A 15,897-nucleotide genomic window follows, 5' to 3' on the forward strand; every position below is an offset into this window, starting at 1 on the left:
GCGTGAACGCAGACCCGTCGGCAGGCCCAAGCGGCTTAACCCGAAGAGCCCAAAGTTGATCACGTGGTGGAGCCGATCGTCCCTTGTGTACCCCCGAACCGGTGATCAGGAGTCACGGAGCCGCCGCAATCCCAGGGCGAGCGTCAGCCGGAACCGGCCGGACGGCGAGCTCACGTCGAAGCCCAGCGCCGCCCCGGCCCGGGCCAGCCGGCCGGCCATCGAGCTGTGGTGCCGGTGGATCAGGGTCGCGGCCTTGCGCACCGAGTCGGTGACGACCACCGCCGTCAGCACGTCCAGGGTCTCCCGGCCGCCGGGCTCCTCGGCCAGCCGGTCCAGCGCCCGCACGTCGTCGATCTCGTCGATCTCCTCGGGCCGGATCCGCGACGCCAGCGGGCCGAGCGCCCCCAACTGGTCCCAGGTGACGGCGTCGACCACGCCGGGAGTGGTGAGTCGGACGGCGGTCCGCGCCGCCTGCCACGACTGCTGGGCGCGCATCGCCGGCACCGCGGGGCCGATGCCGATCGTGTGTCCGTCCGGGACGATCGCCTCGGCCGGGGCCAGCACCGCGTGCCGGTCGCCGATCGCCGCCTGCGGGCCCGGCGGCTCGGGCAGCGGACCGTCCTTGACCGCCAGCACACGGATCGGCGTGAGCGGGGAGAAACCCAGCAGGTGCAAGGCCCTCGACCGCTCGGCGTCGCCGGCCGAGGCGCTGACCGCCAGCTCCACCAGCGCCGGATCGTCCAAACCGGACAGTCGGGCCCTGGTCTCGCCCAGCAGCACCGCCGCCGCGATCGCGAACCGCTCCAGCACGATCTCGTCCAGCGGCAGCGGCTGCCCGGCCCGCTCCAGCCACACCCGGCCGCCGCCCTCCAGCTGCCGGCTCGCCGCCGGCGGCGGGGCCTCGGCCAGCGACCGGCCGTCCTCGTCGGCGCGCAGCCACACCCCGGTCTCCGGCACACTCAGCCCGACCGGGCACTCGGCCAGCTCGGCCGTGCTGGCCACCAGCCGTTCCAGGCCGGCGTGCTGGGCCACCAGGGTGTCGAAGAAGCTGATCACCCGCACCGCGCTGGCCGCGTCGGCGTCGAGCGCGGACAGCCGTAGCAACAGGCCTTTCATGTCAACGAGATTAGCGCGGTGCGCAGTTCGTCCAGGCTCTGTCGGGCCAGTTCCGGGAACGTCGACCCGGCGGTCGCGTCGACCCAGCGGGCGTAGGCGGCGTCGAAGGCGCGGACGCCGAGTTCGGCGGCGAGGCCGGCGGTCGGCTCGGGGACGCCGCGTTCGCGCAGCGCCGCGGCCATGGCGGCGGCCAGGCCGGCGTGCTTGAACGCGGCCCGCTCCCGCAGCTCGGCGGTGCTGGCCACGACGGTGAGCAGCCGGGGGCCGAACTCGCGTTGGAAGGGGCGGAAGCTGGCCGTGGCGGCGTCGAGGGCGGCGGCGACGGCCTCCAGCGGCGTGGCCTCGGCCGGGGCGGCGGCGATGCCGTCGGCCAGCAGCTGGGCGTGCGTCTCCTGGCCGGCGAACAGGACTTCCCGCTTGTCGGGGAAGTGCCGGAAGAAGGTCGTCTTGGTCAGCCCGGCGCGCTCGGCGATCTGGGCCACCGCGGTGTTGTCGTAGCCCTGCTCGGCGAACAGGTCGAGGGCAGCCCGCACCAGCCGCTCCCGCGCGTTCGGTTCCCATCGAGCCATGGGCCCAGCCTAGTGATGTGACTTGGTAACGTCACTTCTGCTACGGTGACGGTACCAAGTCACATCACTGAGGAGATCCCGTCATGCGTGTTCTTGTCACGGGCGCGAGCGGCCACATCGGCTCGGCGGTCCTGCCCGAACTCCGCCGGGCCGGCCACGACGCCGTCGGCCTGGCCCGGTCCGAGACCTCGGCCGAGGCCGTCCGGGCGCTGGGGGCGGAGGCGCTGCGCGGCGACCTCGGGGACCTGGACGGCCTGCGCCGCGCCGCCGCCGGCGTGGACGCCGTCATCCACCTGGCGTTCGACCACTCCGACATCGCCCCGACGGCGTTCGTCGAGGCCACCAACGCCGATCACGCCGTGGTGCGGGCCTTCGGCGACGCACTGGCCGGCACCGGCAAGACCTTCATCGGCGTCGGCGTCGCCCCCACCGGCGACCCGGAGCGCGACGCGGCGATCACCGCCAACCCGCGCTCGGCCGTCGCCAGCACGGTCGTCGGCCTCACCCAGCGAGACGTGCGGTCCATCCTGGTCGCGGTCCCGCCGGTCACGCACAGCGCCAAGGACCGGCACGGCTTCCTGCCCCGGCTGATCGAGATCGCCCGCCGCACCGGCGTCTCCGGCTACGTCGGCGACGGCGCCAACCGCTGGCCCGCCGCCCACACCCTCGACGTCGGCCGCCTGTTCGCGCTGGCCCTGGACAAGGCCCCGGCCGGGGCGCAGCTGATCGCCGCCGCTGAAGAGGGTATTGCCGTGCGGGAGATCGCCGAGGCCATCGGAAGGCGGCTGGGGATCGCCGCCGAGAGCGTGCCGGTCGAGCACTTCCGGGAGTTCCCGTTCATCCAGATGGACATCGCCATGCCCAACGCCGAGACGCGGGCCCTGCTCGGCTGGGATCCGGTCCACCCCGGGCTGATCGCCGACCTCGCCACCTACCTCTGACAGCCAGTTGGCGGGCTCGGACACCGATCCGGCGACAGTTGTCGGGTGGGGAAGTCCCGCCGGCGCGGGCAGTCTTGGTGTCATGACATACGCCATCGATCCCGAACTGCTCCCCTGGCTGAGCATGCTGCCCGAGGGCGTGGACTTCACCGACGTGCAGGCCCTGCGCGAGCGGATGACGTCGATGCGCGACCAGATGCCGGTGTACGAGCCGGAAAACCCGGTCACCGTCGAGGAGAAGCTGATCCCCGGCCCGGCCGGCGCGCCCGAGGTCCGGGTGCGCGTCTACACGCCGACCTCCGTCCCGGCCCCGCGGCCCGCCTTCGTCTCCATTCACGGCGGCGGCTTCGCCATCGGCAACCTCGACCAGGACGCCGGCGGCAGCCTGGAGATCGCCGACAAGATCGGGGCCGTCGTGGTCTCCGTCGACTACCGGCTGGCCCCCGAGACCCCGTACCCCGGTCCGCTGGAGGACTGCTACGCCGCGCTGGAGTGGACCGCCGCCAAGGCGTCCGAGCTCGGCGTCGACCCCGAGCGCATCGGCATCGGCGGCGACAGCGCCGGCGGCGGCCTCACCGCCGGGCTCGCGCTGCTGGCCCGCGACCGCGGCGGCCCCGCGGTCAAGTTCCAGTACCTCGGCATTCCCGAGCTCGACGACCGACTCGAGACGCCGTCCATGGTCCAGTTCGTGGACACCCCGCTGTGGCACCGGCCCAACGCCATCCTCAGCTGGAAGTACTACCTGGGCGGCCAGCCGGCCGACCAGTACGCCGCGTCGGCCCGCGCCGAGGACCTGACCGGCCTGCCGCCGGCCTACGTCTCCGTGTGCGAGTTCGACCCGCTGCGCGACGAGGGCCTGCTCTACGCCCACCGTCTCATCCAGGCCGGCGTGCCCACCGAGCTGCACCACTTCCCCGGCACCTTCCACGGCTCCACCATGATCCGTGCCGCCGGGATCAGCCAGCGCATGGCCGCCGAGCGCATCGAGGCCATCCGCCGCGGCCTCACCGCCTGACGGCCCGCGCCCCCTGGACCCCGCTGTCCAGGGGGCTCCCTTCCCCGGCGACACGCCAGGCGCGCCCGCAGCAGACGCCGCTTGGAAGGGGGCTTTCCTACACTCGGAGTGTAGGAAAGCCCCCTTCCAAGCGGCGGAACCGGTTTCGGAGGCGGGGGGCGGGGGTGGGGGCGGGGGGCTGGTTGCTGGGGGGTGGGAGGGGGCGTATGGTCCGCGTCACTGGACAGGTCTGGACAGGATCAAGGAGTCACCCGAAATGCCCGGTGCGGACTCGGCTGCCCTCCAGGTGGAGGCCAACGGCATCAACGTGATCGGCGACGACCAGCGCAAGGGGACGCCGAGACAGCTGTTCTGGCCCTGGTTCGCGGCCAACGTCTCGGTGTTGGGCCTGAGCTACGGCTCGTTCACGCTGGCCTTCGGCATCTCGTTCTGGCAGGCGGCGATCGCCGCCGCCATCGGCATCGTGTTCTCCTTCCTGCTCTGCGGCTTCGTCGCGGTGGCCGGCAAGCGCGGCTCGGCCCCGACGATGATCCTGAGCCGGGCGGCCTTCGGGGTGCGCGGCAACTGGCTGGCCACGGCGATCTCCTGGGTGCTCACGGTCGGCTGGGAGACGGTGCTGACGGTGCTGGCCACCCTGGCCACGGCCACGGTGTTCACCCAGCTCGGCTGGGGCGGCGGCCCGGTGGTCAAGATCGTGGCGCTCGCGGTGGTGCTGCTGCTGACGGTCGGCGGCGGCGTGATGGGCTTCGACCTGATCATGCGCATGCAGACGGTGATCACCATCGTCACGGCGGTGCTCACGGTGGTGTTCATCGCCTTTGTCATCCCGCACATCGACTGGGCCAAGGTCTCGGCCATCCCCGGCGGCTCGGCGGCCAGCGTGGTCGGCGCGCTGGTGTTCCTGATGACCGGCTTCGGCCTGGGCTGGGTCAACGCGGCGGCGGACTACTCCCGCTACCTGCCGCGCACCGCCTCCAGCCGAGCGGTGATCGGCTGGACCACGTTCGGCTCGGCGCTGGCCCCGGTGGTGCTGCTGATCGCCGGCCTGCTGCTGGCCGGCTCCTCGCCCGACCTGAACAAGGCCGTCGCCGAGGACCCGGTGGGCGCGCTGGCCAGCATCCTGCCCACCTGGTACCTGGTGCCGTTCGTGATCGTGGCGGTGCTGGGCCTGGTCGGCGGCTGCGTGCTGAACATCTACTCCTCGGGCCTGGCCCTGCTGGCCGCCGGCCTGAAGACCCCGCGCTTCGCGGCGGCGCTGATCGACGGCGTGGTCATCGTGCTCGGCACGATCTACGTGGCCTTCTTCGCCGACAACTTCCTCGGCCCGTTCCAGGGCTTCCTGATCACCCTCGGCACGCCCATCGCCGCCTGGTGCGGCGTGATGCTGGCCGACATCGCCGGCCGCCGCGGCGGCTACTCCGAGGCCGACCTGTACGACCCGAAGGGCCGCTACGGCAGCGTGAACTGGGTGGCCGTGAGCCTGGTCCTGGTGTCCACCGTGGTCGGTTGGGGCCTGGTCACCAACACCTACGCCAGCTGGTTGTCCTGGCAGGGATACCTGCTCGACCCGATCGGCCTCGGCGGCCGGGAGGGCGCGTGGGCCGACGCCAACCTGGGCGTGCTGGCGGCGCTGGTGATCGGGTTCGCCGGCACCTGGCTCACCCAGCGGTCGCGGGTGCGCTCCCAGGAGCTGGTGGCGGCATGAAGGCCCATCTCGCGGTGATCGACATGCAGAACGTGTTCGCCGACCCGGCCAGCGACTGGTTCACGCCCGGCTTCGCCGACATCCTGGCCCCGGTGGGCAAGCTGGTGGCCGCCTTCCGGGACGTCACGTTCACGCGATTCGTGGCGCCGGCCAAGCCGTTAGGCGCGTGGCGGCTGTACTACCGGCGCTGGCCGTTCGCGCTGAAGCCCCCGCAGTCCCAGCTCTACCAACTGGTCGACGGGTTCGAGGGGTCCACAGTGGACGAGACCACCTTCGGCAAGTGGGGCCCCAAGCTGGCCAAGCGGGTCGGCCGGTCCGACGTGCTGGTGCTGGCCGGGGTGGCGACCGACTGCTGCGTGCTGTCCACGGCGCTGGCGGCGGCCGACGCGGGCCAGGTGACCTGGATCGTGGCCGACGCCTGCGCCGGCATGACCGACGAGGCCCACGAGCGCGCGCTGGACATCGCCCGCGGCTTCAGCCCGCACATCGAGGTCAAGACCATGGACGAGGTGCTGTCGTGCTGCGCCTGAAGTACGAGCAGATCGCCGACGAACTGGCCAGGGAGATCCGCCGCGGCCGGCTGCCGCGCGGCGCCCGGCTGCCCGGCGAGCACGTGCTGGCCAGCCGGTTCGCGGTCAGCCGCAACACGATCCGGCAGGCGCTGGCCGAGCTGGGCAGCCGCGGCCTGATCGCCACCCACTCCGGCAAGGGCTCCTTCGTCACCTTCGACGACCGCCCGCTGGACGACCGCATCGGCTGGACCCGCGCCCTGGCCCAGCAGGGCGTGCACACCAGGGTCGAGGTCATCCGGCTGGAGCGGGTGACCGACGGGGAGATGGCCGAGCGCTTCGGCGTCGAGCCCGAGTTCGTCGCGATCGACCGGGTCCGCTCCATTGTGGACGGACCGGCGATCTCCTTCGAGTGCACCAGGGTCGAGGCCGTCGGCCGGATGGCCGCGCTGCCAGAGTCCGGTTTGGACGGATCGCTCTACGACGTGTTGCGGGCCGAGGGGCTGCTGCCGGAACAGGGGGAGGAGTGGGTCGAGTTGGGGCGGATCAGCGAGCTGGAGGCGGCCGTGCTCGGACGCGCGCCGGGGGAGCGTTTCCTGCGCGCCCGACGATTGTGCCGGGACCGCGATGGCCGCTTCGTGGAGCACACGGAGAGCCTGCTCGATCCCGACCGGTTCCGGCTGCACCTGAAGTTCGGCGGGGCCGAGTGAGCCGCGCCCTGGCCGCGTTCACCGGCCTGGCCATCGGCGACGCCCTGGGCATGCCCACCCAGTCCATGCCGCGCGAGGCCATCCAGGCCCGCTACGGCGTGCTCACCGGCTTCGAGCCCGGCCCGGCCGACCAGCCGATCGCGCCGGGCATGGCCGCCGGCTCGATCACCGACGACACCGAGCAGGCGGTGCTGCTGGCCCGGCTGCTGGTCGCCGGCCACGGCCGGGTCGACCCGCACCAGTTGGCGGCGGATCTGCTGGCGTGGGAAGAGGACATGCGCCGACGGGGTTCGCTGGACCTGCTCGGTCCGTCCACCAAGGCCGCCGTCAGCGCGGTGGCGGCCGGCGAGAGCCTGGAGCGGGCCGGCCGGTTCGGCACCACCAACGGCGCCGCGATGCGCATCACCCCGGTCGGCATCGCGTGCCCGGCGGACGACCTCAAGTCCCTTGTGGACAGTGTCGTCGAGGCGAGCTGGGTCACCCACAACACCGGCGTCGCCCTGGCCGGGGCGGCCGCGGTGGCGGCGGCGGTGAGCGCCGGCATCGCCGGGGCGAACATCCGCGAGGCGACCAAGGTCGCGGCCGAGGCGGCCCGGCTGGCCGCCGGCCGGGGCAACTGGATCGCTGCCGGCGACGTCGGCACGCGGCTGGCCTGGGCCAGCGAGCTCGTCGAGGGCATGGCCCCGGGCGAGGCCGCCGACACCATCTACCGTCTGGTCGGCACCAGCGTGGCCACCCAGGAGTCGGTGCCGGCGACTTTCGCCGTGCTGGCCGTGCATCCCGACGATCCGTGGCAGGCCTGCCTGCTCGCCGCATCGCTCGGCGGCGACTGCGACACTATCGGCGCGATGGCCGGGGCGATCGCCGGCGCCTGCCACGGCGACGACGCTTTTCCGGACGAGGCGGTGCGCACCATCCACGCGGTCAACGACCTGCCGCTGGCCGAGCTGACCGAGGACCTGGTGGCATTGCGTCCATGAGCGAGCTTGCGAGCGAATCGTTCAACGCAGCGCGTCCGCGAACGCGGACACCGAGCGCTAGCGAGGTGCGGCAGTGAGTCGCTTGGTGCATGTCGGACAGGTGATCGTCGACATCGTCATGTACGTGCCGCATCTGCCCGAGCGGGGCGGCGACGTGCTGGCCTCGGCCGGCGGCACCGAGGTGGGCGGCGGGTTCAACGTGCTCACCTCGGCTGTCCGGCAGGGCCTGTCCTCGGCCTACGGCGGCATGCACGGCGTGGGCCCGTTCGGCGACCTGGCCCGCAAACGCTTGGCGCAGGAGCGGATCGACGTGCTCCAGCCGCTGTTGTCCACAATGGACACTGGCGTCACGGTGGCCCTGGTCGACGCCGAGGGAGAGCGCACGTTCGCCACCACCTTCGGCGCGGAGGGCCAACTGCGGCCCGACGACCTGCGCCGGATCCGGCTGTTCGCGGACGACTTCGTCTATGTCTCCGGCTACGGCCTGGCGCTGCCGGTGAACGGCCCGGCGGTCAGCTCCTGGCTGTCCACAGTGGACTCGGGCGTCACCGTCGTGCTCGACCCCGGGCCGCTGGCGGCCGAGATCCCCGACGACGTGCTGAAACCCGTGCTGGACCGGGCCGACTGGATCAGCTGCAACGAGCGCGAGGCCACCCTGCTGACCGGTTCGGACGATCCGGTCGAAGCGGCCCAATCGCTGCGCCGCCGCAACGCCATGGTGCGCATCGGGGCCGACGGCTGCGTGATCGCGACGGCCGACGGCGTGGCCACGGTTCCCGGTTTCCCGGCCCGGGTCGTGGACACCAACGGGGCCGGCGACGCGCACGCCGGGGCGTTCATCGCCGCCCTGGCCGCCGGGCTGTCCCCGCTGGCGGCGGCGCGGCGGGCCAACGCGGCGGCAGCGATCTCCGTCACCCGACGGGGCCCGGCCACTGGCCCTACCATCGACGAGGTAACGACGCTGCTGCGCGACTAGGAGCCTGGGGATATGTCGCTGTCTGAGAAGGTGGCCGCCGCGGTCGCGAACCCGCTGACCACCGACGCGTTCGACCCGCACGCCGAGCTGGCCGGGCTGCTGGCCGGCATCGGGATGAGCCCGGCCGACACCGGCGGCGACATCACCTTCGTCGGCGCCGACCCGGTGGTGCCCAGCACGCTGCGGCTGGGCGGCGCGGCCGGCATCGCCCTGGTCGCCAAGTCGGCCGCGATGGCCAAGCTGTGGCGGCTGCGCGGCGGCGAGGGCCAGGACATCTCCGTGGACCTGCGGGTGACGCCGCACCGGCTGTGCCCGTTCTACGACCGCAAGTGGGAGACGCTCAACGGCCACATCCCGATCTCGGCCGCCAACCCCACCAACGCCTTCGCCTTCGGCTTCTACCGCACCGCCGACGACCGCTGGGTGATGCCGCTCAACCCGTACCCGAAGATCAAGGTGGCCGCCCAGAAGCTGCTGGACGTGCCGGACGACCCGGAGCGGGTGGCCCAGGCGGTGTCCAAGTGGGACGCGCGCGAGCTGGAGGCCGCGGCCGTCGAGGCCGGCGTCGTGCTGCCGATGCTGCGCTCGACCGAGGAGTTCCTGGCCGAGCACACCGGCATCGAGGACCTGCCGCTGATCGAGATCACCAAGATCGCCGACTCCGACCCGGAGCCGCTGCCCGGCGGCGTGGAGCTGCCGCTGTCGGGCATCCGCGCGCTGGGCATGGGCCACGTCATCGCCGGGGCCGGGGCCGGCCGGGCGCTCGCCCTGCACGGCGCGGACGTGCTGAACCTGTGGCGCACCAACGAGTTGGAGCACGACGTCACCTACATCACCGCCAATGTCGGGGCCCGGTCGGCCACCATCGACCCGCGCACCGACGCTGAGGTGATCACTGGTCTTCTGCGCGGCGCGGACGTGTTCTACGCCAACCGGCGGCCCGGCTACCTGGAGCAGATCGGCGTCTCGGCCGAGCAGGCGGCGGCCGTCCGGCCGGGCATCGTGCACGTCACCGCGTCGCTGAACGGCCAGCACGGGCCGTGGGCCGGCCGGGTCGGCTTCGACCAGACCGCCGGCAGCCTGGTCGGCATGATGAACCTGGAGGGCGACGCCACTGGCCCCAAGCTGCCGCCGATTCTTGTTGTGAACGACTACATCGTCTCCTGGCTGATGGCCGCGGGGGCGGCCGAGGCGCTGGCCCGCCGGGCCGTCGATGGCGGCAGCTACCGGGTCCACGTGTCCCTGACCAGGGCCGCTCTGTGGATCTTGAGCATGGGCGTGTTCGACCAGGGCTACGCCGCCGAGATCGCCGGATCCGTTGAGGAGCACCGGTATCTGGACCCGGAGACGTTCACTGTGGACACCCCGCTGGGCCGGTACCAGGGCGTCACCGAGCAGGTCCGGATGTCGCTGACCCCCGGCCGCTACGCGGTGCCGCTCGTGCCCCGCGGCTCGTCCCGCCCGGAGTGGCTCTGACCGAACAGGTGAGTTCCATCGAATCCCGGGGCAGGGGCATGTTCGGCGGTCGGGTTCCGAGCTAGGCTCGCGCCATGACCGATGTCCTCTCGGAGATCCCGGCTGTCGTCGACCGGCTGCGCGCCGCGTTCCGGACCGGGCGCACCAAGCCGTTGTCGTGGCGGCGCGAGCAGCTCGGCGCGCTGCGGGCCATGCTGACCGAGCAGGAGGACGCGTTCGCCGACGCGCTGTGGGCCGACCTGCACAAGAACGGCGACGAGGCCCGCCGCACCGAGATCGACTTCATCCGCCGCGAGATCGACCACACGCTGGAGAACCTGGAGGCGTGGACCGCGCCCGAGTCCGCCGAGCTGCCGGCCAATTTGCGGCCCGGGCACGGCGCCGTGGTGCGGGAGCCGCTCGGCCTCGTGCTGATCATCGGGCCGTGGAACTACCCGCTGCACCTAGCCCTGGCTCCGCTGGTCGGCACCCTGGCCGCCGGCAACGCCGCCGTGGTCAAGCCGAGCGAGCTGGCCCCCGCCACCACCGCCGCGATCGCCCGCTTCGTCCCGCAGTACCTGGACCCCGAGGGCGTCGCCGTGGTGGAGGGCGCGATCCCTGAGACCACCGCGCTGCTGGAGCAGCAGTTCGACCACATCTTCTACACCGGCAACGGCATCGTCGGCCGGATCGTGATGACCGCCGCGGCCAAGCACCTCACTCCCGTCACCCTCGAACTGGGCGGCAAGAGCCCGGTGATCGTCGACTCCGACGTCGACCCCGCCGTCGTCGCCGAACGCCTCGTGCGCACCAAGTTCCTCAACGCCGGGCAGACCTGCGTCGCCCCCGACTTCGTGCTGGCCGTCGGCGACATCGGCGGCAAGCTCGAGTCCGCCCTGGCCGAGGCCGTGCGGGCCCGCTTCGGCGACCAGCCCGCCGACAGCCCGGTCTACGGCCGCATCGTCAACGAGCGCCACTTCGACCGCCTCAGCGGCCTGCTGCCCAGCGGCCGCGTCGTCGTCGGCGGGCAGACCGACCGCGACAGCAAGTACATCGCCCCCACCGTGCTGGCCGACGTCGCCCCCGACTCGCCGGTCATGGGCGAGGAGATCTTCGGGCCCATCCTGCCGATCATCTCGGTGCCCGACGTCGACGCCGCCATCGCCTTCATCACCGGCCGCGACAAGCCGCTGGCCCTCTACGCCTTCACCGAGTCCGAGGCCGTCCGCGAGCGCATCCTCACCGAGACCTCCTCCGGCGCGGTCGGCTTCGGCCTTCCCGTGCTGCACATCTCGGTGCCCACGCTGCCGTTCGGCGGCGTCGGCGAGAGCGGCATGGGCCGCTACCACGGCAAGTACTCCATCGACACCTTCAGCAACCTCAAGGCCGTGCTGGACCAGCCCTTGTCCTGATATTCGCTTGTGGGGTCCGGCAGCCTCGGGTCCGTGCCCGAGGCTGCCGAGCTCTACAACGCCATGAACCCGTGGACCGGTCATTCTTCCGACCGGTTCTACCTCGATCTCGTGCTGGCTTCCCCGTCGGTGCTCGACGTCGGCTGCGGCACCGGCACCCTGCTTTCCCGGGCTCGCTCCGCCGGCCACCGGGGCCGGCTTGTCGGCGTCGATCCGGACCCCGACATGCTTTCCCAGGCCAAGGCTTTCTCCGACGTCGACTGGCTTCTCGGTGACATGTCCACCGTGTCCCTGTCCGGCTTCGATCTCGCCGTCATGACCGGTCATGCCTTCCAGTGCCTGCTCACCGACGACGCCGTCCTGTCCACCCTGTGCGGCGTGTTTGACGCCCTCCGCCCCGGCGGCCGCTTCGTCTTCGAGACCCGCAATCCCCTTGCCCGCGAATGGGAACGCTGGCGCTGCGCCGCCTTTTCCTTCCCGTGGCAGGGCGACTCCGTCCAGGTCTCCTACGACGTGCAGCCCATCTCCGGCGACGTCGTGGACGTCGTCGAGCACATCGTCGCCCCCACCTGGCGCCGCGCCGACCCCGGCCGACTCCGCTTCGTCTCGCCCGACCACCTCCGCGCCTTGATCACCCGTTCCGGCCTGATTGTCCAGGCCCAGCACGGCGATTGGGACCGTGCGCCGCTGTCGGCCACCAGCCCGGAGATCATCTCAGTGCTGCACAAGCCCGACCGATAGCTGCCAGAGCCGGGCCGCGTGTTCCGGGTCTCGGGCGTAGTCCGCGATGCCCCGCCTCACCCCGGGCCGGTGCGGGCCGGCTTCGGCGCAGTCCTCGAAGTACGTGCCCGTCACCCCTTCCACCAGCGGCGAGCCGGCCAGCAACACCGAGGTCGCCGCCCCTTGCTCGATCGTCTTCCACGACACGTCGGTGCTCTTCGCGTCGAACGAGCTCGGGCTGTTGCCGATGTCCCCGATGTGCCGCCCCAGGTTGGTGCTGGTGATCCTTCCCGGGTTGAGCGCGTTGACCGCGATTCCCGGCCACCGCCGGGCCGCCTCCACCGCGAACAGGATGTTGGCCGTCTTCGACTGCGAGTAGGCCTGCCAGGGGTCGTAGGGCCGCCGCTCGAAGTTCGGGTCGTCCCAGATCACGTCCCCGTTGATGTGGCCGACCGAACTCACCGCCACCACCCTCGCCCCGTCGCCCATCCGGTCCCGCAGTCCCGTGGCCAGGGCGAAGTGGCCCAGGTGGTTGGTGGCGAACTGGAGTTCCCAGCCCTCTTTCGTCCGCCCCAGCGGGGTGGCCATCACACCGGCGTTGAGGACCAGGATGTGCAGCGGGCCCCGCCAGGCCGTGACGAAGGCCCGGACCGAGGCCTGGTCGGCCAGGTCCAGGGCGGCGGCGGTGGCCCCGATCTCGGCCGCGACCGGCTCGGCGGCGGCCAGGTCGCGGACCCCGATGACGACCTCGGCGCCGGCCCCCGCCAGCACCCGGGCCGTCTCGCGGCCGATGCCGGACGCGCCGCCGGTGACGACGGCCCGCTTCCCGGTGAGATCGACGCCGGCCAGAACCTCGGCGGCCGTGCTGGACGCGCCGAACGGTGTGGTGATCATGCTTGTCGCCCCTGAGCGGAATCAGTTCCGGTTACCCTCTCGAAGGTAACCGGAACTGGTTCCGCTTGCAAGGGGATGCCCTGCCCGCCATGTGGACACGGACCGCGGGTTCTCGACCTGGAACCGGCGCGTCAAGCCGAGGCGTGTCGGTGCGGTCGGCGGCGACAGGCCCGATCTCTAGCTTTCTACCTGCCGTTGGCGGCCCTGTCTCATTCCTGCATTTCTCGCCGATAGGGTGGCTTGCTGGTGATGGGCGGATAACTACTCTGGGGCAGTGTAAAAGGGTAGCAACAACACGCTCATGCAAGGATTCGGGTGTGCATGTGGCTGGATCTCTCGCTCTGGTCGGGTCGATGTTCAACTCAATACCCGCACTTCCGAACCTGGGCACAGCCTGTAATGTACCTGCTCGTCAGGTATTGGAAAAAGAAGCCTGATGGGCGATACTTGGAGTGTCAACGTCATACTGCGGGGCGTGATCGGTGCCTACCGGCGACGAGGGGGAGTCTTGGGGCGGACGCTGGCAACGAGTGCACAGGCGCACTGGATGGTCGACGTCTGGCTGGTAGCTGGCTTCGAACGTCGGTACTGATCGGTGACGGAGGCCTGCCGTGAAGTGGTGGTACCTGGCTGGTGTTGCCCTGGTCGTAGCGGAAGTGGCAAACGATGCGGGGGTGATGGAAACGTCATGGTTGTGGATTGCGGCTATCGGATTGGCGCTGAGCGTCGGTGTCGTTGAGCTGCTCCGTAGGCGAGCTCGTGAGAGAGAAGGTCATGGGTACTCGACTCGCAATGCGATGCGAGGCGTTGTGCGCGGGGCGGTGGTTCAGGCTGGAAAAATTGATGGCCCAGTGACGTTGATTGCTCATTCGAGTGTGCCGTCTGAGGATTCACTATCCGAGGTTGTTGATATTCTGGCGCAAGCGGTCGGTGCTCGGTGGCGCAGAGAGGAGGAGCAGCGTCAGGTGCAGGACCCTTTTCCATTGCCGGTTCGATGGCATTTGGCTCCTGAAACGCTGACGGATCACTGGGCGAACATTGGTCGTGCTCCAGCCGGTGTCGATGTGGAGCCGCTTCACCTTACGGGCTTTCTGGACGAGGTTGTGGACGTCTACCGGCGTATACCGTCCGGTCGTTTGGTGGTGCTTGGGCGGGCAGGCTCCGGGAAGACGATCTTGGCCTTGCGGTTTGTTTTGGATCTGCTGGATGCCCGCGTCGGAAGTGATCCGGTGCCGGTGATCTTCAGTATTGGTGGGTGGAATCCGACCACTACATCACTACGTGACTGGTTGATCGATCGTTTGAAGCGCGACTATCCTGGTCTTGTCTCGGTTGGGCCGGACGGATCAGAATTGGCCGCTACGCTGGTTGAGTCCGGCCGTATCCTGCCGGTTCTCGACGGATTCGACGAGGTTGCCGCAGGGTTGCACCGTGCTGCGCTGAGGGCTCTCAACGCAACCGTCTTGCCACTGCTGATCACCAGTCGTCGTGATGAATATGTCGAGGCCGTTGCGGGTGCGGATGTGCTGACCTCGGCTGCGGCTATCGAGCTGGCTGATCTCGATCTGGTCGACCTGGCCAACTACTTGCCGCGGACCACTCGCAAGGTCGCGCCGAGCGGTGTCGGCGGATCGACCATCTGGGACCCGGTCCTGGCTAAGCTTCGGGACAATCCGCGTGATAGTGCAAGTATTAATCTTGCTGCCGTCCTGCGAACCCCGTTGATGGTGACGCTGGCGCGTACGATCTATAGCGATACTGTCGAAAATGATCCTATGACCCTGCTTGATGTTGAGAGTTTCGACAGTCCCGAAGCGATCGAGGGTCATCTTCTTGATATGTTTGTCCCTACAGTCTACGACTATCAGATTCATGTTCGGTTGAGCCAGTCGAGTGGATCTCGGAGTATGCGTTGGCAGCCCGAGCGTGCCGAGCACTGGCTTGGCTATCTGGCTCATTGTCTGGAGAGGCTCGGCACGCGGGACCTTGCCTGGTGGCAGCTGCGGGACACTTTTTCGAGGTTTATGCGACTATTCGTGTTTGCGCTTGTGAGTGTCGCCGTAATCATGGCCGGAATTCTCGGAGGCATTATTCTGGGGTTCAGGTTCGAGCCCTCCGTCGTCACTGCGGTAATTGTCTCTGGCGTGCTTGCCGTAGAACTGCTGGGCGCGTTTCCCGCAGTGGGTCCCGAGCCGTCTAGTCTGCGGCTGAAAATACTCGGAACCAGCAGGAAGACGCGTCCTCAGTTTGTCTTCGGGTTGCTTAGTGGAGTGATAAGCGGGATTCTCTTTGGTGTTATGATCTGGATTGGCTTCGGGCCCAATAACGGACTGATCGGCGGGTCAACTTTTGGTTTCGCCGTCTGGTTTGTCACCGGATTGGTGATGCCGCTCGATATAAAAACGGCAGTCAGTCCGGTTGACTTGCTGGAAATAAATCGAACCTCGACGGTATTCGTGCTTTTGGTGATCGGACTTGTGAGCGGAATTGCTGGTGGGCTCGTGGTTGGGCTGATGATTGGTCTGGGGTTCGGGCTTCTCACGCCATGGGGGCAGTGGCTCGCGTTTTCCCGCTTTTGGTCGCCATTAATGGGTCGCCTGCCGTGGTCGTCGATTGCTTTCTTGGAGAATGCCTATAAACGGGGCGTGTTGCGCCGGAGTGGGGCTGTCTATCAGTTTCGTCACGCTCGACTTCAAGGGCGGCTTGCTGCTGCTTATCGAGAACGCCGCCGACGTTCTCTTGCTGACCGCTGCCGTTTGAATGGCTGAGCACGCCCAATGCTGCGGCGGCACTCAGGTGAGTGGTTGGCCTCGTTGGCGGTAATAACTGAGTCTGGCCTTGTGCTGCCGCTGGCGGCGCCAGGCTGACCAAGACTAGACGTGCGCGGGATCGGGC

14 protein-coding genes are annotated in these 15,897 nt (G+C 69.8%); 11 read left to right on the forward strand and 3 right to left on the reverse strand.

All coding sequences use genetic code 11. From position 1 onward, the window contains the following. Positions 1–105: 105 nt before the first annotated feature. Together ACIG5F_RS09825 and ACIG5F_RS09830 are read right to left on the reverse strand one after the other, a co-directional pair. Positions 106–1,116 carry a helix-turn-helix domain-containing protein gene (locus ACIG5F_RS09825; protein ID WP_396517080.1) on the reverse strand — a complete coding sequence of 337 codons (1,011 nt, stop codon included), beginning with the start codon at positions 1,114–1,116 and terminating at the stop codon, positions 106–108. Continuing rightward, entirely contained in the window at positions 1,113–1,685 is a 573-nt protein-coding gene (locus ACIG5F_RS09830; RefSeq protein WP_396517081.1) for a TetR/AcrR family transcriptional regulator, read from the reverse strand. Before ACIG5F_RS09830 ends, ACIG5F_RS09825 begins: the two co-directional genes overlap by 4 nt. An 83-nt stretch (positions 1,686–1,768) precedes the next feature. Between ACIG5F_RS09830 and ACIG5F_RS09835 the strand changes: the two genes are divergently transcribed. From ACIG5F_RS09835 to ACIG5F_RS09880, 10 genes are all read left to right on the forward strand, one after another. Next, on the forward strand, positions 1,769–2,626 hold the full coding sequence (locus ACIG5F_RS09835) for an NAD-dependent epimerase/dehydratase family protein (RefSeq protein WP_396517082.1): 858 nt from the start codon (positions 1,769–1,771) through the stop codon (positions 2,624–2,626). 82 nt (positions 2,627–2,708) lie between these two features. Next, a complete protein-coding gene (locus ACIG5F_RS09840; RefSeq protein ID WP_396517083.1) occupies positions 2,709–3,641 on the forward strand; it encodes an alpha/beta hydrolase in 933 nt (310 codons plus the stop codon). 256 nt (positions 3,642–3,897) lie between these two features. Next, positions 3,898–5,346 (forward strand): purine-cytosine permease family protein, encoded by a 1,449-nt coding sequence (locus ACIG5F_RS09845; RefSeq protein WP_396517084.1) that lies wholly within the window; start codon positions 3,898–3,900, stop codon positions 5,344–5,346. Then, a complete protein-coding gene (locus ACIG5F_RS09850) occupies positions 5,343–5,876 on the forward strand; it encodes a cysteine hydrolase family protein (RefSeq protein ID WP_396517085.1) in 534 nt (177 codons plus the stop codon). The genes ACIG5F_RS09845 and ACIG5F_RS09850 overlap by 4 nt, the downstream gene beginning before the upstream one ends. After that, positions 5,864–6,565 (forward strand): GntR family transcriptional regulator, encoded by a 702-nt coding sequence (locus ACIG5F_RS09855; protein WP_396517086.1) that lies wholly within the window; start codon positions 5,864–5,866, stop codon positions 6,563–6,565. The genes ACIG5F_RS09850 and ACIG5F_RS09855 overlap by 13 nt, the downstream gene beginning before the upstream one ends. Before the next feature lie 50 nt (positions 6,566–6,615). Then, positions 6,616–7,545 carry an ADP-ribosylglycohydrolase family protein gene (locus ACIG5F_RS09860; RefSeq protein ID WP_396517355.1) on the forward strand — a complete coding sequence of 310 codons (930 nt, stop codon included), beginning with the start codon at positions 6,616–6,618 and terminating at the stop codon, positions 7,543–7,545. 73 nt (positions 7,546–7,618) lie between these two features. Beyond that, entirely contained in the window at positions 7,619–8,521 is a 903-nt protein-coding gene (locus ACIG5F_RS09865; protein WP_396517087.1) for a PfkB family carbohydrate kinase, read from the forward strand. 12 nt (positions 8,522–8,533) lie between these two features. After that, the gene (locus ACIG5F_RS09870; protein ID WP_396517088.1) at positions 8,534–9,997 is read left to right on the forward strand and encodes a CoA transferase; all 1,464 of its coding nucleotides are present in this window, start codon (positions 8,534–8,536) and stop codon (positions 9,995–9,997) included. 74 nt (positions 9,998–10,071) lie between these two features. Continuing rightward, positions 10,072–11,388, forward strand: a complete 1,317-nt coding sequence (locus tag ACIG5F_RS09875; protein WP_396517089.1) for an aldehyde dehydrogenase family protein — start codon at positions 10,072–10,074, stop codon at positions 11,386–11,388. Between the two features lie 33 nt (positions 11,389–11,421). Continuing rightward, complete coding sequence (locus tag ACIG5F_RS09880) at positions 11,422–12,129, forward strand: class I SAM-dependent methyltransferase (RefSeq protein ID WP_396517090.1); 708 nt, start codon at positions 11,422–11,424, stop codon at positions 12,127–12,129. On the opposite strand, the gene ACIG5F_RS09885 is transcribed toward ACIG5F_RS09880, so the two are convergent. Then, positions 12,103–13,002: an SDR family NAD(P)-dependent oxidoreductase gene (locus ACIG5F_RS09885; RefSeq protein ID WP_396517091.1), complete on the reverse strand. Its 900-nt coding sequence runs from the start codon at positions 13,000–13,002 to the stop codon at positions 12,103–12,105. The genes ACIG5F_RS09880 and ACIG5F_RS09885 overlap by 27 nt on opposite strands. Before the next feature lie 611 nt (positions 13,003–13,613). Between ACIG5F_RS09885 and ACIG5F_RS09890 the strand changes: the two genes are divergently transcribed. Beyond that, positions 13,614–15,770, forward strand: coding sequence for an NACHT domain-containing protein (locus ACIG5F_RS09890; protein WP_396517092.1), 2,157 nt, complete (start codon positions 13,614–13,616; stop codon positions 15,768–15,770). The last annotated feature ends 127 nt before the right edge of the window (positions 15,771–15,897 follow it).

It is taken from the genome of Kutzneria sp. NPDC052558 (assembly GCF_044547355.1).
GTDB lineage: Bacteria > Actinomycetota > Actinomycetes > Mycobacteriales > Pseudonocardiaceae > Kutzneria.